The 22,144-nt window shown below is 73.6% G+C and carries 14 protein-coding genes; 10 read left to right on the top strand and 4 right to left on the bottom strand.

Features of this window, described 5'->3' with window-relative positions:
• Positions 1 to 72: 72 nt before the first annotated feature.
• From ACFVFR_RS05335 to ACFVFR_RS05325, 3 genes are all read left to right on the top strand, one after another.
• On the top strand, positions 73 to 1,215 hold the full coding sequence (locus ACFVFR_RS05335) for an acyl-CoA dehydrogenase family protein (protein WP_383698317.1): 1,143 nt from the start codon (positions 73 to 75) through the stop codon (positions 1,213 to 1,215).
• A gap of 77 nt (positions 1,216 to 1,292) precedes the next feature.
• Entirely contained in the window at positions 1,293 to 2,507 is a 1,215-nt protein-coding gene (locus ACFVFR_RS05330; protein ID WP_383698316.1) for an acetyl-CoA C-acetyltransferase, read from the top strand.
• A 35-nt stretch (positions 2,508 to 2,542) separates the two neighbouring features.
• A complete protein-coding gene (locus tag ACFVFR_RS05325) occupies positions 2,543 to 4,723 on the top strand; it encodes a 3-hydroxyacyl-CoA dehydrogenase NAD-binding domain-containing protein (protein WP_383698315.1) in 2,181 nt (726 codons plus the stop codon).
• A 48-nt stretch (positions 4,724 to 4,771) separates the two neighbouring features.
• Here ACFVFR_RS05325 and ACFVFR_RS05320 read toward each other — a convergent pair whose 3' ends face one another.
• Positions 4,772 to 5,701 carry a MerR family transcriptional regulator gene (locus ACFVFR_RS05320; RefSeq protein WP_383698314.1) on the bottom strand — a complete coding sequence of 310 codons (930 nt, stop codon included), beginning with the start codon at positions 5,699 to 5,701 and terminating at the stop codon, positions 4,772 to 4,774.
• A 176-nt stretch (positions 5,702 to 5,877) separates the two neighbouring features.
• Between ACFVFR_RS05320 and ACFVFR_RS05315 the strand changes: the two genes are divergently transcribed.
• The 5 genes from ACFVFR_RS05315 to ACFVFR_RS05295 all read left to right on the top strand — a co-directional run bounded on the left by ACFVFR_RS05315 (position 5,878) and on the right by ACFVFR_RS05295 (position 13,939).
• Positions 5,878 to 7,806, top strand: a complete 1,929-nt coding sequence (locus ACFVFR_RS05315; protein ID WP_383698410.1) for an AMP-dependent synthetase/ligase — start codon at positions 5,878 to 5,880, stop codon at positions 7,804 to 7,806.
• Positions 7,807 to 7,917: 111 nt separating this feature from the next.
• The gene (locus ACFVFR_RS05310) at positions 7,918 to 9,411 is read left to right on the top strand and encodes an amino acid permease (protein WP_383698313.1); all 1,494 of its coding nucleotides are present in this window, start codon (positions 7,918 to 7,920) and stop codon (positions 9,409 to 9,411) included.
• Positions 9,412 to 9,648: 237 nt separating this feature from the next.
• Positions 9,649 to 11,730, top strand: a complete 2,082-nt coding sequence (locus tag ACFVFR_RS05305) for an ATP-binding protein (protein WP_383698311.1) — start codon at positions 9,649 to 9,651, stop codon at positions 11,728 to 11,730.
• Positions 11,727 to 13,286 carry an ABC transporter substrate-binding protein gene (locus ACFVFR_RS05300; RefSeq protein ID WP_383698309.1) on the top strand — a complete coding sequence of 520 codons (1,560 nt, stop codon included), beginning with the start codon at positions 11,727 to 11,729 and terminating at the stop codon, positions 13,284 to 13,286. The genes ACFVFR_RS05305 and ACFVFR_RS05300 overlap by 4 nt, the downstream gene beginning before the upstream one ends.
• A 161-nt stretch (positions 13,287 to 13,447) precedes the next feature.
• Complete coding sequence (locus ACFVFR_RS05295; protein ID WP_383698307.1) at positions 13,448 to 13,939, top strand: hypothetical protein; 492 nt, start codon at positions 13,448 to 13,450, stop codon at positions 13,937 to 13,939.
• Between the two features lie 222 nt (positions 13,940 to 14,161).
• Here the strand turns inward: ACFVFR_RS05295 and ACFVFR_RS05290 are convergent, their stop codons facing one another.
• Positions 14,162 to 15,721, bottom strand: coding sequence for a M1 family metallopeptidase (locus tag ACFVFR_RS05290; RefSeq protein ID WP_383698305.1), 1,560 nt, complete (start codon positions 15,719 to 15,721; stop codon positions 14,162 to 14,164).
• A 245-nt stretch (positions 15,722 to 15,966) separates the two neighbouring features.
• On the opposite strand from ACFVFR_RS05290, the gene ACFVFR_RS05285 reads away from it, so the two are divergent.
• Positions 15,967 to 17,973 carry a Xaa-Pro dipeptidyl-peptidase gene (locus ACFVFR_RS05285; protein ID WP_383698303.1) on the top strand — a complete coding sequence of 669 codons (2,007 nt, stop codon included), beginning with the start codon at positions 15,967 to 15,969 and terminating at the stop codon, positions 17,971 to 17,973.
• Positions 17,974 to 18,198: 225 nt separating this feature from the next.
• Positions 18,199 to 19,953, top strand: coding sequence for a BCCT family transporter (locus ACFVFR_RS05280; RefSeq protein WP_383698301.1), 1,755 nt, complete (start codon positions 18,199 to 18,201; stop codon positions 19,951 to 19,953).
• Positions 19,954 to 20,050: 97 nt separating this feature from the next.
• Here ACFVFR_RS05280 and rfbD read toward each other — a convergent pair whose 3' ends face one another.
• Both rfbD and ACFVFR_RS05270 read right to left on the bottom strand, forming a co-directional pair.
• On the bottom strand, positions 20,051 to 21,022 hold the full coding sequence (rfbD, locus tag ACFVFR_RS05275; RefSeq protein WP_383698299.1) for a dTDP-4-dehydrorhamnose reductase: 972 nt from the start codon (positions 21,020 to 21,022) through the stop codon (positions 20,051 to 20,053).
• A complete protein-coding gene (locus tag ACFVFR_RS05270; RefSeq protein WP_383698297.1) occupies positions 21,019 to 22,017 on the bottom strand; it encodes an NAD-dependent epimerase/dehydratase family protein in 999 nt (332 codons plus the stop codon). The genes rfbD and ACFVFR_RS05270 overlap by 4 nt, the downstream gene beginning before the upstream one ends.
• Between the last annotated feature and the right edge of the window lie 127 nt (positions 22,018 to 22,144).

Here is a 22,144-nt window from a genome sequence, read left to right as displayed (position 1 = left end):
CACGCCGCGCCGCGCCCGCCAGCGGCCCCCGCTCCCCAGCCCGCCCGGACGGCAGCACCCGAGGAGACACCCGTGAAGCGCCAGATCTTCGCCCCGGAACACGAGGCGTTCCGCGAGACCGTACGGGCCTTTCTGGCCAAGGAGGTGCTGCCGCACTACGAGCGGTGGGAGGAGAACGGCATCGTGGACCGCGAGGCCTGGCTGGCGGCCGGCCGGCAGGGGCTGCTCGGCTTCGCGGTGCCCGAGGAGTTCGGGGGCGGCGGCACCACGGACTTCCGCTACAGCGCCGTGCTCGCCGAGGAGTTCACCCGCGCCGCCGCCCCGGGGCTCGCGCTCGGTCTGCACAACGACATCATCGGCCCGTACCTGACCTCGTTGGGCACCGACGAGCAAAAGCATCGCTGGCTGCCGGGCTTTTGCAGCGGCGAGATCATCACGGCCATCGCCATGACCGAACCGGGTGCCGGCTCCGACCTCCAGGGCATCCGTACGACCGCCGAGGACCGGGGCGACCACTGGCTGCTGAACGGCTCCAAGACGTTCATCTCCAACGGCATCCTGGCCGACCTGGTCATCGTCGTCGCCAGGACCACTCCCGAGGGCGGCGCGCGCGGGCTGAGCCTGTTGGTGGTCGAGCGCGGCACGGCCGGCTTCGAACGCGGGCGCAATCTCGCCAAGATCGGCCAGAAGTCCCAGGACACCGCCGAACTCTTCTTCAACGACGTGGCCGTGCCCAAGGAGAACCTGCTGGGCGAGCTGAACGGCGCCTTCGGCCATCTGATGACCAACCTCGCCCAGGAGCGGCTGAACATCGCGGTCGCCTCCATCGCCGGTGCCGAGCACGTCCTGGAGATGACGACGGCCTACGTCAGGGAGCGCGAGGCGTTCGGCCGGCCGCTGGCCCGACTCCAACACGTGCGCTTCGAGATCGCCGAGATGGCCACCGAGTGCGCCGTCACCCGCAGCTTCGTGGACCGCTGCATCGTGGACCACGACGCCGGGGAGCTGGACGCCGCGCACGCCTCGATGGCCAAGTGGTGGGCGAGCGAACTCCAGAAGCGGGTCACCGACCGCTGCCTCCAGCTCTACGGCGGCTACGGCTACATGGCCGAGTACCCCATCGCCCGAGCGTTCACCGACGGCCGTATCCAGACGATCTACGGCGGCACCACCGAGATCATGAAGGAGATCATCGGCCGGTCCCTGCTCTCCTGACCCTCCGCCCCCGGCGAGCGCGGACGCGCCGACTCCGGTGGCACACCCCGTACCGCTCTCCCCGAAAGGCATCCGACGTGAGCACAGAAGCGTACGTGTACGACGCGATCCGCACCCCGCGCGGGCGCGGGAAGGCCAACGGCTCCCTGCACGGCACCAAGCCCATCGACCTGGTGACCGGCCTCATCCACGAACTGCGCCGCCGGCTGCCCGACCTGGACCCGGCGGCCATCGACGACATCGTCCTCGGCGTCGTCGGCCCCCTCGGCGACCAGGGCTCGGACATCGCCAAGGTGGCGGCCATCGCCGCCGGTCTGCCCGACACCGTCGCCGGCGTCCAGGAGAACCGCTTCTGTGCCTCGGGCCTGGAAGCGGTCAACATGGCCGCGGCCAAGGTCCGCTCCGGCTGGGAGGACCTGGTCCTGGCCGGCGGCGTCGAGTCGATGTCGCGGGTGCCGATGGGCTCCGACGGCGGCGCCTGGTTCGCCGACCCGATGACCAACCTGGAGACCGGCTTCGTCCCGCAGGGCATCAGCGCCGACCTGATCGCCACCGTGGAGGGCTTCAGCCGGCACGACGTGGACTCCTACGCCGCGCTCTCCCAGGAGCGGGCCGCCGAGGCGTGGAAGGACGGCCGCTTCGAGCGCTCCGTCGTCCCCGTCCGCGACCGCAACGGCCTGGTCGTCCTGGACCACGACGAGCACATGCGCCCCGGCACCACCCCCGAGACGCTGGCCGGCCTCAAGCCCTCCTTCGCCGCCATCGGCGACATGGGCGGCTTCGACGCGGTGGCGCTCCAGAAGTACCACTGGGTCGAGCGCATCGACCACGTCCACCACGCGGGCAACTCCTCGGGCATCGTGGACGGCTCGGCGCTGGTGGCCATCGGCAGCGGCGAGGTGGGGGAGCGGTACGGGCTCACGCCGCGCGCCCGTATCGTCGCCGGGGCCGTCTCCGGCTCCGACCCGACGATCATGCTCACCGGGCCCGCCCCCGCCTCCCGCAAGGCCCTGGCCAAGGCCGGTCTGACGGTCGACGACATCGACCTCTTCGAGATCAACGAGGCGTTCGCCGCGGTCGTGCTGCGCTACGTCAAGGACATGGGCATCAGCCTCGACAAGGTCAACGTCAACGGCGGGGCCATCGCCATGGGCCACCCGCTCGGCGCCACCGGCGCCATCCTCCTGGGCACCGTCGTCGACGAACTGGAACGGCGCGACCAGCGGTACGGCCTGGTCACGCTGTGCGTGGGCGGTGGCATGGGCATCGCCACCGTCGTCGAGCGCCTCTGACCGCCCGCCGCCACCCCTCATACGGAGACAGACAGATGAGCACCGAGCCCACCACCATCCGCTGGGAGCAGGACGACACGGGCGTGGTCACCCTCGTCCTGGACGACCCGGACCAGTCGGCCAACACCATGAACGCCGCCTTCAAGACGTCGCTGGCCGCCGTCGCCGACCGCCTTGAGGCCGAGCGCGACTCCGTCCGTGGCGTCATCGTCACCTCGGCCAAGAAGACCTTCTTCGCCGGCGGCGACCTGCGCGAGCTGATCGCCGTCACCCCCGAGGACGCCCAGCGGGTCTTCGACGCCGGCCGCGAACTCAAGCGCGACCTGCGCCGCATCGAGACCCTCGGCAAGCCGGTCGTGGCGGCCATCAACGGCGCGGCGCTCGGCGGCGGTTACGAGATCGCCCTGGCCTGCCACCACCGGGTCGCGCTGACGGCCCCCGGCAGCAAGATCGGACTGCCCGAGGTCACCCTGGGCCTGCTGCCCGGCGGTGGCGGCGTGGTGCGCTCGGTGCGTCTGCTCGGCATCACCGACGCGCTGCTCAAGGTGCTGCTCCAGGGCACCCAGTACAGCCCGGCCCGCGCGCTGGAGGCCGGCCTGGTCCACGAGGTGGCCACCGACCGGGACGAACTGCTCGCCAAGGCGCGGGCGTTCATCGACGCGCACCCCGAGTCCCGCCAGCCCTGGGACACCGACGGCTACAAGATCCCCGGCGGCACCCCGGCCCACCCCAAGTTCGCCGCCAACCTCCCCGCCTACCCGGCCAACCTGCGCAAGCAGCTGAACGGCGCCCCCTACCCGGCCCCGCGCAACATCATGGCCGCCGCCGTCGAGGGCGCCCAGGTGGACTTCGAGACCGCGCAGACCATCGAGGCCCGGTACTTCACCGAGCTGGTCACCGGCCAGATCGCCAAGAACATGACCCAGGCGTTCTTCTTCGACCTCCAGGCCGTCAACTCCGGCGCCAACCGACCCGGCGACAGCGAGCGGCACACCGTCCGCAAGGTCGCGGTGCTCGGCGCCGGCATGATGGGCGCCGGCATCGCCTACGCGTGCGCCAAGGCGGGCATCGACGTCGTCCTCAAGGACGTCAGCCAGGAGGCGGCCGACCGGGGCAGGGGCTACTCCGAGAAGCTGTGCGCCAAGGCCGTCGGGCGCGGGCGCACCACCCAGGAGAAGGCGGACGCGCTGCTGGCGCGCATCACCCCGACCGCCGACCTCGGGGACCTGGCCGGCTGCGACGCGGTGATCGAGGCCGTCTTCGAGGACACCGCGCTCAAGCACAAGGTCTTCCAGGAGATCGAGTCCGTCCTCGCGCCGGACGCGCTGCTGTGCTCCAACACCTCCACGCTGCCCATCACCCTGCTCGCCGAGGGCGTCTCGCGCCCCGCCGACTTCGTCGGCCTGCACTTCTTCTCCCCGGTGGACAAGATGCCGCTGGTGGAGATCGTCCGGGGCGCCGAGACCGGCGACCGGGCCCTGGCCCGCGCCTTCGACCTGGTCCGGCAGATCCAGAAGACCCCGATCGTGGTCAACGACTCGCGTGGCTTCTTCACCTCGCGCGTCATCGGCCACTTCATCAACGAGGGCGTGGCGATGCTCGCCGAGGGCGTCCCCGCGGCCACCGTCGAACAGGCCGCGGGCCAGGCCGGCTACCCGGCCAAGGTGCTGTCCCTGATGGACGAGCTGACCCTGACGCTGCCGCGCAGGATTCGCGAGGAGACCCGGCGGGCCGTCGAGGAGGCGGGCGGGGTGTGGCAGCCGCACCCCGCCGAGGCGGTCATCGACCGGATGGTGGTGGAGTTCGAGCGCCCCGGCCGCAGCGGCGGTGCCGGGTTCTACGACTACGTCGACGGCAAGCGCGCGGGCCTGTGGCCAGGCCTGCGCGAGCACTTCGGCCCCGCCGACGGCGCGCCCGAGATCCCCTTCGAGGACCTCAAGGAGCGCATGCTGTTCGCCGAGGCGCTGGAGACCGTGCGCTGCGTCGAGGAAGGCGTACTGACCTCGGTGGCCGACGCGAACATCGGCTCCATCCTGGGGATCGGCTTCCCCGCCTGGACCGGCGGCGTCCTCCAGTACGTCAACGGCTACGAGGGCGGTCTGCCCGGCTTCGTAGCCCGTGCCCGCGCCCTCCAGGCCGCCTACGGCGAACGCTTCGCCCCGCCGGCCCTGCTGGTGGACACGGCGGAGCGCGGCGAGCGCTTCACCGACGCGTAGCGCGTCACCGGCCCGCCAGCCCGCCCACCGGGCGCCCCGCCCACCGCCTCAGCGCGGGGCGGCGGGCCGCCCGGTGGCGGGGGCGCCCTCGGGCGCGGGGGCGGCCTCTCGGGCGCCGGGCCCCGGCTCCGCCGCGCCGTGCCCCGCGCGCAACTCCTCGCGCAGGGACCGCTGGAACGCGGTGACCAGGGCCTGGACCACCATGGGCTGCATGTGCGCCGACAGCGACCGCATCGCGGCCACCTGCGCCGGGTCCGCCTCCCGCTCGCGATAGGGGTCCCAGACCTCGTCCCGGAACAACCGGCTCAGCTCGCGCGCCGCCGCACGGGCGTGGTCCAGGACCACCGTGCGGGCCGCCAACACGGTCTCCAACGCGATGGGCACGTCCAACAGCCGCACGCCCAGGTGCAGGATCGCCGGGTCCACCCGGAAGACGTCGGGGTCGGCGGTGCGTTCCAGCACGTCCATGGCGGCCAGCCGGTCGATGTCCCCTTCCGCCAGGGGCCGCCCGGCGCGCCGCTCCAGCAGTTCACGCCCGGCCTCCTCGGCCACGTCCGGGGTCCAGGAGGCCACCAGCGCGCGGTGTATCGCCAGGTCGTGGGCGCTGATGTCGGCGGGCAACTGCTGGAGGTAGCGCTCGATGGCCGCCAGCGTCATGCCCTGGTGCTGGAGTTCCTCGATCAGGGCCAGCCGCGAGAGGTGCTCGGGCCCGTACCGGCCCACCCGGCGCGGCCCGATGTGCGGGGGCGGCAGCAGCCCCCGGGTGCCGTAGAAGCGCACCGTGCGGACCGTGACCCCGGCCCGCGCCGCCAGTTCGTCGACGGTGAGCCCGAGCCGGGCGGAGCCGGCGCCGCCGGCGGCCGTCGCCCCGGGCGCACCGTCGCCCCCGGACGCGTCGGGCGCGCGGTCGTCTCCGGCGGCGCTGGTCCGGCGGCGCCCTTCGGGCTCGCTGGCGTCCGTGGTCAGGGGCTGGGTCATCGGCTGCGCCTCGCTCTCTGGGCCACTGAGGTGCCGCGAGGTGGCCGATCGTGGCCTTGCGCGCACGCGGCACGGGTACATCTGAGTTCAACAGTATTGCTGTCGCACCGCTCCTGTGAAACCTTCCCTCCGCGCAGTCCGTCCGGCACCCACTCCACCAGGAGGCGGCCTTGGCCCTGACCTCGCACCTCTCGGACCCGCCCGGCGACCCCACACTGCCCGCCCTGATGTGGCGCAACGCCAGGGAGTTCGGGCACCTGCCCGCCCTGTCGTGGCGCGCGCCCGGCGGCGGCTGGACCTCGATGACCTGGGCCCGGGCCCGCGAGCGGGTGGCCGAACTGGCCACGGGACTGGCCGCGCTCGGCGTACGGCGCGGGGAGCGAGTGCTGCTGATGATGTCCAACCGGCCCGAGCACTGGCTCAGCGACCAGGCCCTGGTGCACCTGGGCGCGGTGCCGGTCTCGGTGTACGGCACGGCCGCGCCCGAGCAGATCGCGCACATCGCGCGGCACAGCGGTGCCCGGCTGGCGATCGTCGACGGCGCGGGGGAGCTCGCGCGCTGGGGGCCGCTGCTCGACGCGCGGGTGGGGCGCCTGGAGCGCCTGGTGGTCGTGGACCCGCCGTCGGCCGGCGCGGAGCCCCCGCCGGCCGCCGCCATCCCACCCGCCGCGCCGGCGTCGGCCGATGGAGCCCCCGCGCCCGCCGGGTCGGCCGTGACCACCGCCCCGGCCCCACCCGCCCCGCGCCCCGCCCCGTTCACGTCGTACGCCGATGTGGTGGCCGAGGGGGCGCGCCGGTTCGACTCCCCCCGGTTCGAGGGGTGGTGGCGGCAGGGCCGGCCGGACGACCCGGCGACCGTCGTGTACACCTCGGGCACCAGCGGTGAGCCCAAGGGGGTGGTGACCACCCACCGGCAGGTGGTGGTCAGCGGCGCCGCGCTGGACCGCAAGCTCGGTGTCGCCGCGCACGGGGCGCACATCTGCTACCTGCCCTTCGCACACATCGCCGAGCGCATGCTGGGCCTGTACATGCCGCTGCTGCGCGTCTCACACGTCTACTTCTGCGCCGACCCCGCCGAGGTGGCGGGCGCCGTGCGCGAGGTGCGGCCCGAGGAGTTCTTCGGGGTGCCACGGGTGTGGGAGAAGCTCACCGTGGCCGCGCGCGGCGCGCTCGCCGCGCTGCCCGCCGAGCGGCGGGCGGCCGTCCACGCGGCGGGCGAGACGGCGCGCGCCTGGGTGGCGGCCCGCGAGCGCGGCCAGGAGCCCGAGCCGGCGCTGGCCGCCGCGTACGACCAGGTCAAGCGGGAGGTGCTGGAGCCGCTGTTGGCCGTCATGGGCTTCGACCGGTTGGCGTGGGCCATCAGCGCGGCGGCGCCGATGCCGCAGGACGTGGTGCGGTTCTGGGCCGGGCTCGGGGTGGTCATCCTGGACGTGTGGGGCATGTCGGAGGCCACCGGCGTGTGCACGCTCAACCACCACGCGGGGTTCCGGCTCGGCTCGGTCGGCAGCCCGATCGACTGTGTCGAGGTGCGTACCGCCCCCGACGGCGAGATCGAGGTGCGCGGCGAGGTGGTGTGCGGCTACCTCCGCGCGGACGGCTCGGTGGCACGACTCGGTGACGCCGACGGGTGGTTCGCCACCGGCGACGTGGGTCACCTGGACGCGGACGGCTATCTGTACGTCACCGACCGCAAGAAGGAGCTGATCATCACCTCCACGGGCAAGAACGTCTCGCCCGCGCTGGTGGAGAACACGCTCAAGGAACACCCGCTGATCGGCCAGGCCCTGGTGTACGGCGACCGACGCTCCTACCTGGTGGCGCTGTTGGTCCTGGACCCGGACGCCGCCGCGGCCTGGGCGGCGGGCCGGGGCGTCACCGCCGAGGGCGAGGCGCTGGCGCGCCATCCCGAGGTGCGCGCCGAGGTCGAGCGCGCGGTGACCGCCGCCAACAGCCGGCTCAACCGCACCGAACAGGTCAAGCGCCACCGCCTCCTGGGCCGCGAGTGGGGACCGGCGACCGGCGAACTGACCCCCTCCCTCAAGCTGCGCCGGCACGTGATCCACGCCACGTATGCGCAGGTCATCGAGGGGATGTACGAGATGTGAGATGACCCACGGTATGACGTGAACACCGCAGCGGGAATGTGAGACTGCCGCGGGCCGCTCGACCAGCGGCCCGTTCCAGACATTCCGATGCGAAGGCGAGAGACGTAACTCGTGGGCAAAGAAGCCGTTCAGGACGCGACCCCGCCGCCGCCCGAGGGGGCGCTGCGCGACGCCGGCGACGCGGGGTACAGCAAGGACCTCAAGGCGCGCCACATCCAGATGATCGCGATCGGCGGCGCCATCGGCACCGGCCTGTTCCTCGGGGCCGGCGGGCGTCTGGAGTCCGCCGGGCCCGCGCTGGCCATCGCGTACGCGGTGTGCGGGCTCTTCGCGTTCTTCGTCGTCCGCGCCCTGGGCGAGATGGTGGTCTACCGGCCGTCCTCCGGCTCCTTCGTCTCCTACGCGCGGGAGTTCCTGGGCGAGAAGGGCGCCTACGCGGTGGGCTGGATGTACGTCGTGAACTGGTCCACGACCGGCATCGCGGACATCACGGCCATCGCGCTGTACACGCACTACTGGAGCATGTTCAGCGACATCCCGCAGTGGGTCATGGCGCTGATCGCGCTCGCCGTGGTGCTCTCCATCAACCTGGTCTCGGTGAAGATCTTCGGCGAGCTGGAGTTCTGGTTCGCGATCGTCAAGGTGGCGGCCCTGGTCGTCTTCATGGCCATCGGCATCTTCCTGCTGGTCACCCGGCACGAGGTGGGCGGCGAGACGCCGGGCCTCAGCCTCATCGGCGACAACGGCGGCATCTTCCCGACCGGCCTGCTGCCGGTCGTGGTGGTGCTCCAGGGCGTGGTCTTCGCCTACTCCGCCGTGGAGATGGTCGGCGTCACCGCGGGCGAGACGGCCGAGCCGGAGAAGGTCGTGCCGCGCGCGGTCAACTCCATCATGTGGCGGGTGGGGATCTTCTACGTGGGCTCGGTCGTGCTGCTGGCACTGCTGCTGCCGTGGGACGGGTACAGCGCGGGCGAGAGCCCGTTCGTCACCGTCCTGTCCAAGATCGGCGTCCCGGCGGCCGGACACGTGATGAACCTGGTGGTCCTCACGGCCGCCATGTCCAGCCTCAACTCCGGCCTCTACTCCACCGGTCGCATCCTGCGTTCGATGGCCAAGGCCGGTTCCGCGCCCCGGTTCACCGGCCGGATGAACCGCCACCAGGTGCCCTACGGCGGCATCATGCTCACCTCGGCGGTGTGCGTGGTCGGCGTGGGCCTGAACTTCGTCGTGCCGGACAAGGCGTTCGAGATCGTGATCAACATCGCCGCGCTCGGCATCATCGCCGCCTGGGCCTCGATCATGCTCTGCCACATCGTCTTCGTCCGCCGCGCCGAGGCCGGCCACCTCACCCGACCCGCCTTCCAACTGCCCTTCTCACCGTTCACCGAGATCGTCACCATCGGCTTCCTGGCCGGCGTCATCGTGCTGATGTGGTACGACGGCGGCGTCGGGCGCGACACCGTCATGCTGGCCCCGATCATCGTCGCCTCGCTGGTCGCGGGCTGGTTCGTGGTGCGCGGCCGGGTGCGCGAGATCAGCGCGGCCCAGGCGGCCGAGGGCGCCGGGGCGCCCGGCCCGGCCAGGGAGGCCGACGCCCCCCAGTGAGTCCGACGCGGGCCCGGGACGCCCCCTCGTCCGGGCCCGCGCCCCCGCCCGGCGTCGCGGCCGCGCGGGCCGCCCGAAGGACGCCGGCCGCCACGCGGCCTCGCTCCGTTCGCCCCCGCGCCACCCTCAACATCGTCAAGATCCTTGTGCCGCACCCCGTTTACCGCTTTCTTATGGGGAACGCGCGCGCACGACGGGCGCGCGCGGGGGCACGCGATCAGGACGACGGGGGTCGGGATGGGACAGGAGTGGGCCGGGGCGTCCGAGCGCGACCGGGCCGTGGAGAAGTACGTCGAGCGCGGACTGCACCTGCCCCGCGCCACCACCCGACTGTCCGGGGTCACCCGCACCGCGACCGCCGCGCTGGAGACCACGCTGCTACTCGGCCCGCGCGGCAGCGGCAAGACCACCCTGCTGCGCCACCTCGCCGACTGGGCCGAACGCGCCCCCGTCGCCCGCCTCGACCTGGCCGCGCTCGGCCGCGACGGCGGCAAGCCCATCGACGCGCTGGCCGCCCTGGCCTTCGACCTCAACGCCCGCAAGCGGGACTTCCCCCCGTTGGCCTTCCCCTCGTTCGGGCTGCTGGCCATCGCCGTGGCGACCGAGGTGGACGGCACGGCGCGCGGCAACGCCGTACGCGACATGGAGCGCGCCCTGTCCCACCCGCCGGCCGACCGCGGCGAGGTGCTGGGCCGGCTCGCCGAGGCAGCCGCCGCGCTCGGCGCCCCCGCCCTGGTGCGCGCCGCGCTACTGCTGCTGCCCGAGTGGCAGGGCGGCTGGGCCCGGCTGCGCACCCGCTGGCGGCTGGCCCGGCTGCGCCGCGGCTCCCCGCAGCAGCCGGTCGGCACCTTCCTGCTGGCCCTCAACGGCCGCTACGGGGCGCAGGAGGAGAGCGAGCGCAAGCGCGCCGAGGCCGTGCTCTTCCAGGCGTTCGTGGACGACCTGTGCCGGGCCTACGAGGGTCGCCGCGCCCGCCGTCGCACCACCCGCTGCCTGGTGCTCCTGGACAACGTGGACTGCCCGCTGGGGGACGAGTTCCTGCGGCTGCTCCTGGAGGCGCGGCAGAGCGCGCCGCCCACCGACCCGCTGGTGGTGCTGGCCGCCGCCGGCAGCTACCCGGACGTCCTCAAGACCTTCTCCTGGGGCGGGCCGCCGCAACCCGGCGGCTACCCGGGGCGCTGGGACGCGGACCAGCCGAAGTTCCTGCCACCACGGGTCGCCCGTGGCCTGCGCGTGGGACAGCTGCGCGACCTGCACCGCCACGAGGTGGAACAGCAGGCGGAGCAGGTGCTGCGGGTGGCCGGCCGCCAGGTGCCGGCGCCGCAGGCCGACAGTGGCGTCAAGTGGCTCGGCTGGGTGGTGTACGAGCTGACGCGCGGTCAGCCAGCAGCCACGGCCCGCGTGCTGGACGCCCTGCTCGTCCACGGCGGACGGCTGACCTGGGAGGAGCGGCTGCGACGGGCCTTCGAGCCCACCGGCGAGCTGGTGGACGAACTCCTGGGGCGGCTGCTGCCGATCGGCGCCGGCCGGGAACTGGTCCGCGTGCTGACCCGGGCCTCGGCGGCGGCGGACCTGGCCCAGGCCGGCACGGCCCGGACGCTGTGGGGCGAGGCGGACGAGGCCGTACACAAGGACTTCGACGACTTCTGCGCCGACGTGCTGAGCACCCTGCACATCGACACCGGCGACCGGGACACCGACGGCCGCACCGAGACCCCGCACCCCATGCTCCGCTTCCTGCTGCTGCGCAAGCTCGCCGTCGCCACCGGGCCCGCCACCGGCCCGCTCACCGCCGCCGCGCCCACCGGCTGGGAGGCGGCGCACACCGCGCTGCGCGCCCACGCCGTCGAGGGCGCGGCGCCCGGTACCGCCGCCTACCACGCGCTGGCCCTGGGCGACCTGCCCGCCGCGGCGGCCTACCTCAACGACCGCTTCGAGCGCGGCTCCCCGCACGAGTGGTGCGTCGAACTGTGCCGGCTGCGCCGGGCCCCGGTGCGCACGCCCGGCGGCGCCCTGGAGGGCCCGCCCTGGGAGCACTACGAGCAGCTGGTCGCCTTCCTCGCCGAGGGGGAGATCGACAGCAGGCTACGCACCGTCACCCGGCTGCTGGCGGCGAGCTGGATCGCCCCCGAGCCGCCCGCGGGGGCCGCCACCGACCGGGCCGGCGACCCCTACCGCAACCCGTTGGGCGACCCGTATGCCGAGCTCTACGGCGAGATCGCCGCCCGCTTTCGCACGCTGGCCGCGCACACCAACAGCGCCGACTGGTATCCGGTGCTGCTGGCCAAGGCGGCACAGTACGAGGGGAAGCCCTGGTGAGCGACGCGGGCACACGACGTTTCGTACCGACCCGCCCGCCGGTGCGCTGGCGGCTGTGGGCGCTGGTGGCCGTGGTGTGCGCCGCCGCCCTCGCGGTGACGCTGCCACTGGCCGGTGAGCGCTGGTGGCCCTCCGAGCGCCGCTGCGCGCCGGGGGTGACCCAGCGCGGCCCCGGCCAGGAGTGCGTGGGCGTCACGGACGGCTCCTACGTCTACGGAGCGGAGTTCGCCGAGGTCAGCGCGAAGATCCGGGAGGAGAACGAGCGGGTGGCGAGGTCCGGCGAGGACTGGGTGTCCATCGCCTACACCGAGCCCATGACGCGCCGCTCGGGCTCCTTCGCGCCCAGCGACCGCTCGCCCGAGGTGACCCGACAGGCCATCGAGGGCGCCTACCTGGCCCAGGTGGAGCTCAACCGGGGCGGCGGGCACGGCCGTACGCCGCAGATCAAGCTGTTGCTGGCGAACAGCGGGCAGGGCGGCGAGCAGTGGCGACCGCTGGTGGAGCAACTGGTGGAGCTGGCCCGCGACGGTGACCACCGGCTGGTCGCGGTCGCCGGCTTCGGCCAGAGCGTGGCCACCACCAAACAGGCCGTCGACGCGCTGCGCGCGGCGGAGATCCCCATGGTCGGCTCGACCGTCGCGGCGGACGACCTGTCCACCCCCGACCCGACGTTCTTCCGGGTCTCCTCGCCCAACGCCGACCAGACCGCCGTCGCCGCCGACTACCTCAGGGGGCGGCAGGCCCGTGGCGCGCGGATCGACGTCGTCAAGGACATCAAGCGCGACGACACCTACAACCAGTCGCTGGGCGCGGACTTCGCGCGCGCGGCGAAGGCGGCGCGCCTGCGCCTGGAAACCCCCGACGGCCACCGGTTCGTCTCGGGCAGCCCGTCGGCCGCCAACACCCTGGCCGACATCGCCGACACCGTCTGCCGCCCCGAACGGCGGCTGGACGCCGTGTACTTCGCCGGCCGTGGCCGCGAACTCAAGCTCTTCGTCGAGGCCCTGACCTCGCCCGGCCGGGACTGCCCGCTGACCGTGCTCTCCGGCTCCAGCGCGCTGGGCGTCTTCTACGACCCGCCGGTCACCGGAAGCGACGCGGTCGGCGGCGACGTGCTGGCCCGCTGGCGCGCCAGCAAGGGGCTGCGGGTGCTGTACACGGCCTACGCGCACCCCGAGGGGGCCGCGCGTGTCTACCCGACGAGGGCCGCCAACCCCTACCCGGCCTTCGCCGACGCCTACGACCTCGCCTTCGGCGGCGACCGGGAACTGCGCAGCGGCCAGGCGATGATGGGCCACGACTCGGTACTCGCCCTCGGCACGGCGATCCGCGACGCGGCCGGGCCCCGGGGCGCGGACGAGGTCGACGCGGCCGGCGTACGCAACATGCTCCTGCAGATCGGCCAGAGCGGGCCGCTGCCCGGACTCAGCGGGCCGATCGCCTTCGACGCCAAGGGCAACCCGCACCGCAAGCCCATGGCCCTGGTGGAGCTGCGCCCCGAGCCGGAGCGGCGCTACACCTACCGCGCGACGGTCCGGGCGACGGGCGCGCGCTGAGCCCGGGCGCGGGCACGACACCGATCGGGCTTCCGGGCCGGGGGCGGGTGGGGCCGTTGGTGGCGGGGCGCCGGTGACGGCCGTGGCGAAGCTCGGGACCGGTCCCCGCGTGAGCCTGTGACACTGCGCGGGCGCCCCCCACCAGGCCGAGGGAGACACCCGTGACACCCACCGACCCGCCGCCCGAGCGCACCACCATGCCCGCGTCCGTCATCTTCAGCCTGGTCGTGGTCTGGCTCCAGGTGCTGGCCAACGTCCTGCTCGGCTGGCTGGTCCTCGCGGAGATCGACTCGCGCGCCGACCACGGACAGGAGACGGAGGGCGAGGGGCCGCTGCGGTTCCTGGCCTACCTCGGCTGGGCGCTGGCCGGGGTGCTGCTGGTGGCCAGCGGGTACTTCTTCCGGCGTGCGCTGGTGGCGTGCAAGGTGGTCTACGCCTACCAGGTCCTCGCCCTGTGCTTCGGGGCGTTGGGCATCGTGTTCGCGGCGTCCGCCTCGACCCTCCACCCCCTCCAGATCCTCGGGGTGCTGCTGCCCGGCGCGGTCTGCTTCGCGCTGAGCCGACAGGACGCGGACGACTGGTTCGAGGCCCCCTCGCGCGAGCGGTCGGCCACCCCCGCCGCGCCCGAGCCGTGGCACGACACCACCCCGTGAGCGGGCCGCGCCCGGCCCGCCACCCCGACCCCGCCGAAGGGGCGCCCGGCGACCACGCGCGACCGGCAGGGGGGCGGCGCGTGAGCCCGGCGCCCGGTGCGCCGGTGTGGCGAGGGGAACTCGCCACACCGGCGCACCCGGGGCCCGAGGCCGACCGACCCGAGGCCGACCGACCCGAGGCCGACCGACCCGAGGCCGGGCGGCCGTGCCGTGGGCCGTGCGTCAGTGCTGGTGACCGCTGTGGCCGCGGTGACCGCGCGCGCCGTGGTCGTGCACCGAGTTGGTGGCCTGGATCTGCTTCCAGGACTTGGGCTGCTTCAGCGTCGCCGGCGCCGAGGAGGAGGCCGAGGACGCCTTGGCCTTGCGCGCGATGCCCGCCTCGTACGCGACGCCGGTGGCCGGCTTGCTGTCGGTGTAGAGCCAGGTGTCGAAGAGCTGCGCCAGCGGCTTGCCCGAGGACTTCTCGGCGAAGTGGACGAAGTCCTTCACCGAGGCGGTGCCGTACTTGTTGGCGGTCGGCCAGTCCTTGAGGATGGTGAAGAAGGCGTCGTCGCCGATCTCGTTGCGCAGCGCCTGCAGGGCGATGGCGCCCCGGTCGTAGACCGCGCCGTGGAACTGGTTGTCCGGGCCCGGGTCGCCCGGCTTGACCTGCCAGAACGGGTCATCGGCCGGGTGCTGGTCGTAGGCGTACTGAGCCAGCTCCCGCGCGGTGCCCTCGCCCTCCTTCTCCGACCACAGCCACTGGCTGTAGCGGGCGAAGCCCTCGTTGACCCAGATGTCCTTCCAGTCCTTGAGGGAGACGCTGTCGCCGTACCACTGGTGCGCCAGCTCGTGCACCACGACCGAGACGTTGCTGCCCCGGTCGAAGGCCTTCTTGCCGTAGAACGGGCGGGTCTGGGTCTCCAGCGCGTACCCGGCCGGCACGTTCGGCACGTACCCACCGACCGAGTTGAACGGGTAGTCCCCGAACACCGTCTCCAGCCACTCGGTGATCTCGGTGCTGCGCTCGATGCTGGCGCGCGCCGCGCCGTCGTTGGCGCCCAGGTCCTTGCTGAAGGCGTTGATGACCGGCAGGCCGGAGGCCGTGGTGTCCTTGGTGATGTCGAACTTGCCGATGGCGAGCGTGGCCAGGTAGGTGGCCTGCGGCTTGTCCGAGCGCCAGTTGTAGCGGGTCCAGCCGAGCTTGGAGGACTCCGAGAGCAGCACGCCGTTGGAGATGGCCTGCGTGCCGTCCGGCACCGAGATCGAGACGTCGTACGTCGCCTTGTCGGTCGGGTGGTCGTTGCCCGGGAACCACCACGCCGAGCCCTCGGGCTCCTGGGCGATGACGCCGCCGTCGGGCGTGCGGGCCCAGGCGGTGAAGCCGTCGATGGCCAGCTCGGAGGGCTTGCCCGCGTAACGGACGACCACCGAGGTCTGCTGGCCCTTGGCGAGCGGCGAGGCCGGGGTGATGACCAGCTCGTGCTTGCCGGCGGTGGTGAACGCGGCCTTCTTGCCGCCCACCCGCACCTCGCTGACGGGCAGTCCGAAGTCCAGGTTGAAGCGCGAGAGGTGCTGCTTGGCGGTGGTGACCAGGGTGGCGGTGCCCTCAAGGAGGTCCGTCTTCGGCTGGTACTTCAGCCGCAGGTCGTAGTGCGAGACGTCGTAACCGCCGTTGCCGCTCTCCGGGTAGTAGCTGTCGCCAACGCCCGGGGCGCCCGGGGTGGGCTGCGCGGCCGACGCCGGGATCGCCAGCAGCAGGCAGGCGGCAGCCGCGCTCGGGGCGAGGAATCTGTAGCGCACGAGTCCTCCAACTCGGTCAGGCAGAAACGATCCGTCCTGGTCGGGACGAGTGATCGCTGGGTTGGCTTGACCTTATGTTTTTCACATCCGTCAGGACATGTCCATGGCGCTCACTGTCACGCGATCGACATGCCCCAGACGCAGGACACCCCTGTCACACATCGCCGGAATACTCCCGTCACACGCGGGCGTTCCGACCCGTCGCCCTCTTCTGTCCGCGCGGTCGCCCGCGCTACCGTCCGCCCGTGCAAAAACGCGCGCGGGGCACCCGCATCCAGTGGACGACACTCATACTGGCGGTCGTGACCGCCCTGATGGCCTCCCTCGCCGCCCCGGCCGCCGCACACGGCAGCCGGGCGGAGGCGGGCACGGTCCGGGACGGCGCGAGCCGGCCGATCTATTCCTACGCCGACGCGATCCGCGAGTCCGTGTGGGTGGACACCGGACTCGACCTGGACCGCAACGGCAGGACCGACCGCGTCGCGGCCGACATCGTGCGCCCGAGCGAGGCCGCGCGCGAGGGCCGCCAGGTGCCCGTCGTCATGGACGCGAGCCCCTACTACTCCTGCTGCGGGCGCGGCAACGAGCCGCAGAAGAAGACCTACGACAGCGCGGGCCGGCCCGTGCAGTTCCCGCTGCACTACGACAACTACTTCGTGCCGCGCGGATACGCCGCCGTCCTGGTGGACCTCGCCGGCACCAACCGCTCCGACGGCTGCGTCGACGTCGGGGGCACCTCCGACATCACCTCGGCGGCGGCCGTCGTGCGATGGCTGAACGGCGACGCCACCGCGTACACCAGCCGCACCGGCACCACCAGGGCCACCGCGAGCTGGAGTAACGGCGCCACCGGGATGATCGGCAAGAGCTACGACGGCACGGTCGCCAACGGCGTCGCCGCCACGGGCGTACCGGGCCTGAAGACCATCGTCCCGATCGGTGCCATCTCCTCCTGGTACGACTACTACTTCGCCAAGGGCGCTCCCTACCACAGCGGTGGCCCCGACGGGCTGGCCCGTGGCATCGAGAGCCCCGAGGCCGCCGCCCGCTGCGGTGCCGTCAAGAGCGAACTGGTCAACGGCGCGCCCCGCAGCGGCGACTGGACCGCGCTGTGGAGCGAGCGTGACTACGTGCCGGACGCGGGCAAGGTCAAGGCCAGCGTCTTCGCCGTGCACGGCGGGCAGGACCTGAACGTGCGGATGAAGCACCTGGGCCAGTGGTGGGACGCGCTGGCCGCGGCCGGCGTCGAGCGCAGGATCTGGCTGTCCCAGGCCGGCCACGTCGACCCGTTCGACATCCGCCGCGCCCAGTGGGTGGACGCCGTGCACCGCTGGTTCGACCACTACCTGCTGGGTGTGGACAACGGCGTGGAGCGCGAGCCGATGGCCGACATCGAGCGCGAGGTGGACCGCTGGACCACCGACGCGACCTGGCCCGCGCCCGGCACCCGGGCCACCACGCTGCTGCCCCGCAAGGGCACGACCCCGGGCGTGGGCGTCCTGGGTACCGAGCCCGCCACGGCCGGCAGCACCGAGACCTTCACCGACGACCCGCGCCAGAGCGAGGCCGACTGGGCCGCGCGGGCCGACCAGTCCACCGCCGCCAAGGTCGCCTTCACCACCCGGCCGCTCGCGAAGGACCTGCGCGTGTCCGGGTCGGCGAAGGTGCGGGTCACCGCGACCCCCAGCACGCGTACGGCCCACCTGTCGGCGGTCCTGGTGGACCTGGGCCCCGACACCATCCGCAACTACACCGGCGCCGGCGAGGGCATCTCCAACCTCACCACCCGCAGTTGCTGGGGCGAGAGCCGACCGGGCGACAGCGCCTGCTTCCTGGACACCAGGGCCGACACCCGAGGTGTGGACTACACCATCTTCAGCCGTGGCTGGGCCGACCTCGGCAACTACGCCGACGACCACGTGGGCCGGCCGCTGACCCCCGGCCGCGCCCACACCATCACCCTCGACCTGGCCGCCAGCGACCATGTCGTCAAGGCCGGCCACCGACTCGCGCTGATCGTCGCCGGTACCGACCGGGGCCTGATCAGCGCCCCGAACAGCCAGCCCCGACTGACCCTGGACCTGACCCGTACCAGCGCCGAACTGCCGCTGGTGGGCGGCGCCCCGGCGCTCGTGGAGGGCCCGGCGACCACACCGGCGCCCGGCGCCAGCACCCCGCTCGCCTCGGTCCCCGAGCCCGGCGCCATCGACCGGCGGCCGGCCGGCGGGGCCCCGGGCCCGCTCGGCGGCTAGCCACCCCCAGGACCCACCGCTGGGGGGCCGGGGGGGGGGGCCCCCGGGCGGGGGGCCCCCGGCCCCCCCCGGCCCCCACCCCCCCCCCCCCCCCCCGCGCCGGGGGGGGGGGGGCCGCCCCCCCCCCCCCGCCCCCCCGCGCCCCCGGCGGCCAGCGCCCCCGGAATCGGCAGGAGTGCGTCGCGCCCTGGGGGGTAGCGGGCAGGGGAACTGCTTGCCTGTTCCATGAAAGAAGGTCGACGCGTGGCGGAGAACTCACAGGAGAAAGGTGGTCGGGGCGAGCCCACGGTGCCGGCGAACGCGCCCGGCAGTCCGCGGCGGACCGTGCCGCCACGAACCGACCGTGTGGTCTTCGGCGTCACGGCCGTCCTCACCCTCGCGTTCGTGACCTGGGGCGCGATCGCCACCGACGCGCTCCAGGACGTCTCGTCCGAACTTCTGACGGACCTGATCCACCACGGCGGTTGGGCGTTCATGCTCGCCGCCTCCGGATTCGTGGTCTTCGCGCTGTGGCTGGCGATGAGCCGCTACGGCAAGATCACCCTCGGCAGGGAGGGGGAGGAGCCGGAGTTCCGCACGGTCTCCTGGGTGGCCATGATGTTCAGCGCCGGCATGGGCATCGGCCTGATGTTCTACGGCGTCAGCGAGCCGATGTCGCACTTCATCAAGCCGCCGCCGGGCACCAACCCCGACGGTGACGCCGAGGCCATGCAGACCGCGATGGCCACCACGCTCTTCCACTGGACGCTGCACCCGTGGGCCATCTACGCGGTCGTCGGCCTGGCCATCGCGTACAGCACCTTCCGACGTGGGCGCCGGCAGACCATCAGTGCCGTGTTCACCCCGCTGATCGGCAAGCGCCACGCGGGCGGTACGCCGGGCCGCGTCATCGACATCCTGGCCATCTTCGCCACGCTCTTCGGCTCCGCCGCCTCGCTGGGCCTGGGCGCCGTGCAGATCGGCAGCGGGATGAAGAAGCTGGACTGGATGGACGACGTGAGCACCGGGCTGCTCGTGGCCATCATCGCGGTCCTCACCGTCGCCTTCATCGCCTCGGCGGTCTCCGGCATCGCCAAGGGCATCCAGTGGCTGTCCAACATCAACATGGTGCTGGCGCTGGCGCTGGCCGTCTTCGTCTTCGTGGCCGGCCCCACCATCGTCATCCTGGACATGCTGCCCACCTCCCTGGGCGCCTACCTGGGCGACCTGCCGCAGCTGGCGGGCCGTACCGAGGCGACCGGCGGGCAGTCCGTCGCCGACTGGCTCGGCTCGTGGACGGTCTTCTACTGGGCGTGGTGGATCTCCTGGACACCGTTCGTCGGCATGTTCATCGCCCGCATCAGCCGGGGCCGCACCATCCGGCAGTTCGTCGGCGGCGTGATCCTGGTGCCCAGCACCGTCTCCCTGCTCTGGTTCGCCATCTTCGGCAGTTCCGCGATGAAGTTGCAGGCGGCCGACAAGCTCGGCTCCGACTCCTCGCCCGAGGGCCGGCTGTTCGAGGTGCTGGAGCAGTACCCGATCGCGACGGTCACCAGCATCCTGGTGATGATCCTGGTCGGCATCTTCTTTGTCTCCGGTGCCGACGCCGCCTCCATCGTGATGGGCACGCTCTCGCAGCGGGGCTCCTTCGAACCCACCCGACTGGTCGTCATCTTCTGGGGCGTGGTGACCGGCGCCGTGGCGGCCATCATGTTGATGGTCGGCGAGGGCGGCGCGGACGTACTGACCGGCCTGCAGAACCTCACCATCCTGGTGGCCGCGCCCTTCGTGCTGGTCATGGTGGGCATGTGCGTCGCGCTCATGCGGGACCTGCGCCGCGACCCGCTGATCGTGCGCGGCGAGATGGGCGAGGAGGCCGTGGAGATGGCCGTCATCGCCGGACACGAGCGGTACGCGGGCGACTTCGAGCTCCAGATCGCCCCCGGCTCCGGCGCCACCGCCGAGGACGAGGAGCAGCCGTCACCGATCAGCGGGAGGTAGCGCCGAGCCCGCGCGTACGGCGCGCCACACGGAGGGGCCTCGCGCACCGCGCGAGGCCCCTGGCCGTCGCGTACGCCGGTCGGGCCGGCGGCGTGGGTCAGCCGCTCAGCGCGCGGACGGGCTCGCGAGCGGCCAGCGCCGTGGTCCGCGCCCCGGACGGCAGCGGGCGGCGCGCGAGGGGACGGCGCCGGCCGGCGGGGCCGTCCGAGGTGACCGAGCGCAAGCCCACCGCCAGCGCCTCGCGCCAGTGCCGGGGCGGCGTCAACCCCGACTCCTCCCACCGGTCGTGACCGAGCACGCTCCACGCCGGGCGTGGCACCACCGCACCCAGGCTGGCCCCGTCCACCGGCAGCACCCGGTCCGGATCGGCCCCGCACAGCCGGAACACCTCGCGGGCCAGGTCGTACCAGGTGGTGCGGCCCCCACAGGTGGCGTGGAAGATGCCCGTCGTCTGCGACGCGGGCAGCCGGCCCAGTGCCAGCAGCCGGCCGGCCACGTCCCGGGTCCAGGTGGGCTGGCCGTGCTGGTCGTGCGCGACGGCCAGGGTGCCCTCGCCCGAGGTGGCCGAAGCGGCCATGGCACGCACGTAGTTGGGGCCGTACGCCCCGTACAGCCACGCCGTGCGCACCACGGTCCCGGTACGCGGCAGCTCCTCCAGCACGGCGCGTTCGCCGGCCAGTCGGGTGCGCCCGTACGCGGTGCGGGGCGCGGGCCGGGCGGTCTCGTCGTAGGGGTGGCTGGCCCGGCCGGGGAAGACGGCGTCGGAGGAGACGTGCAGCAGCCGCGAGCCGGTCGCCGCGCAGGCGCGGGCCAGGCCGCGCACCGCGTCCCCGTTGACCCGCAGGGCCTCGGCCTCGCGGGTCTCGGCCGCGTCCACGTCCGTCCACGCCGCGCAGTTGACGACGATCGCGGGCCGGGTGCGCCGAATGGCGCGGGCCACCGCCCCGGTGTCGGTCAGGTCCAGGTCGGCGTGGGTGAGGGGAAGCGCGGGCACGGACGCCGCGGCCAGCCGGGCCCGCAGTTCGCGGCCGAGCATGCCGCCCGCTCCAGTGATCAACCAGCCGTTCATCGCACTGCCTCCTGTGGTGCGTGCTGGTCCCCCCGCCACCCCGAGCGGTGACGGCGGTACCAGTCGATGGTCTCGGCGAGTCCGTCGGCCAACGAGTGCCGGGGCGCGAAGCCGAGTTCGGTGCGGATCCCCGTCCCGTCCAGCGCGTGGCGCGGCGCGGGCGGGTGGGGTGTGATGCTCTCCCGGGCGTGCTCCGGGTCGGCGCCGAGCGGCGCCGACAGCCGCTCGGTGAGCTGCGGCCCGCTCGCCGGTGCGCGGCCGGCCAGGCGGGAGATCTCGCCCGGTCTGCCGCCGTCCAGGCCCCTGCTGACGGCCCGACAGGGGTCGTCGACGTGCGGCCGCCGCCGGGTCGCCGTGCCGGTCGCGGTCGGCGGCAGGCCACCGCCGGCCAGCTGGCGCGTGACGCGCGACGGGACGGGGTGGTCGGGATGGTCGGGGTGCTGGCCGGGGCCGTACGTCGCCGAACAGCGGACCACCCGGACGTCGAGCCCGTGGGCGCGCTGGCAGGCCGGGGCGAGCAGGCCGGCCGCGGCCTTGGCGGCGGCGTGGTGGGTGGTGGGGAACAGGGCCTCGGTCTCGTCCCGGGCGCCTGCGGGAAGGGGGTCGTGGACCTCGTCGCAGGAGGTCTGGACGCGGCGGCGCACGCCGTGGCGCGCGGCCGTGTCCAGCGGGGTCCGGGTGCCGGCGACCACCTCGGCCGGGAGCCCCGGGTCGCCGGCCGGCGCCACTGCGGCGGGGGAGGGGGCCGCACGGTGCACCACCGCCCCGTGGTGTCGGGCCGGGGCGTCGGCCGACGCCGTGTCGCGGGTGTCGTCCTGGACGAACTCCCGGCACGGATGGCCTTCGACCGGCCGCGGGCTGGCCCGGTCGGACGCGGGGGTCAGGGCGCCCAGGACGGTCACGGCCGACGCGCCGCCACGGCCCCGGGGGCCGAGGGGGGAGCGGACGAAGGGGGAGCCGACGAAGCCGGCCCCTCCGGTGACGAGGATGCGCATGGGAGTTCCGGGGGTTGGGGACGGGGGAGGACGGCGGTGCGCCCCGCGCGGTGGTCGTGGTGCGCGGTGGTCGTGGTGCGCCGCGGAGTGGGGTGGCCCCGGGGGGCGCCAGGGGTGGTGCGTCAGG

The organism is Streptomyces sp. NPDC057702 (genome assembly GCF_042799315.1).
Lineage (GTDB): Bacteria > Actinomycetota > Actinomycetes > Streptomycetales > Streptomycetaceae > Streptomyces.
This window is presented reverse-complemented; position numbering and strand designations above follow the sequence as displayed.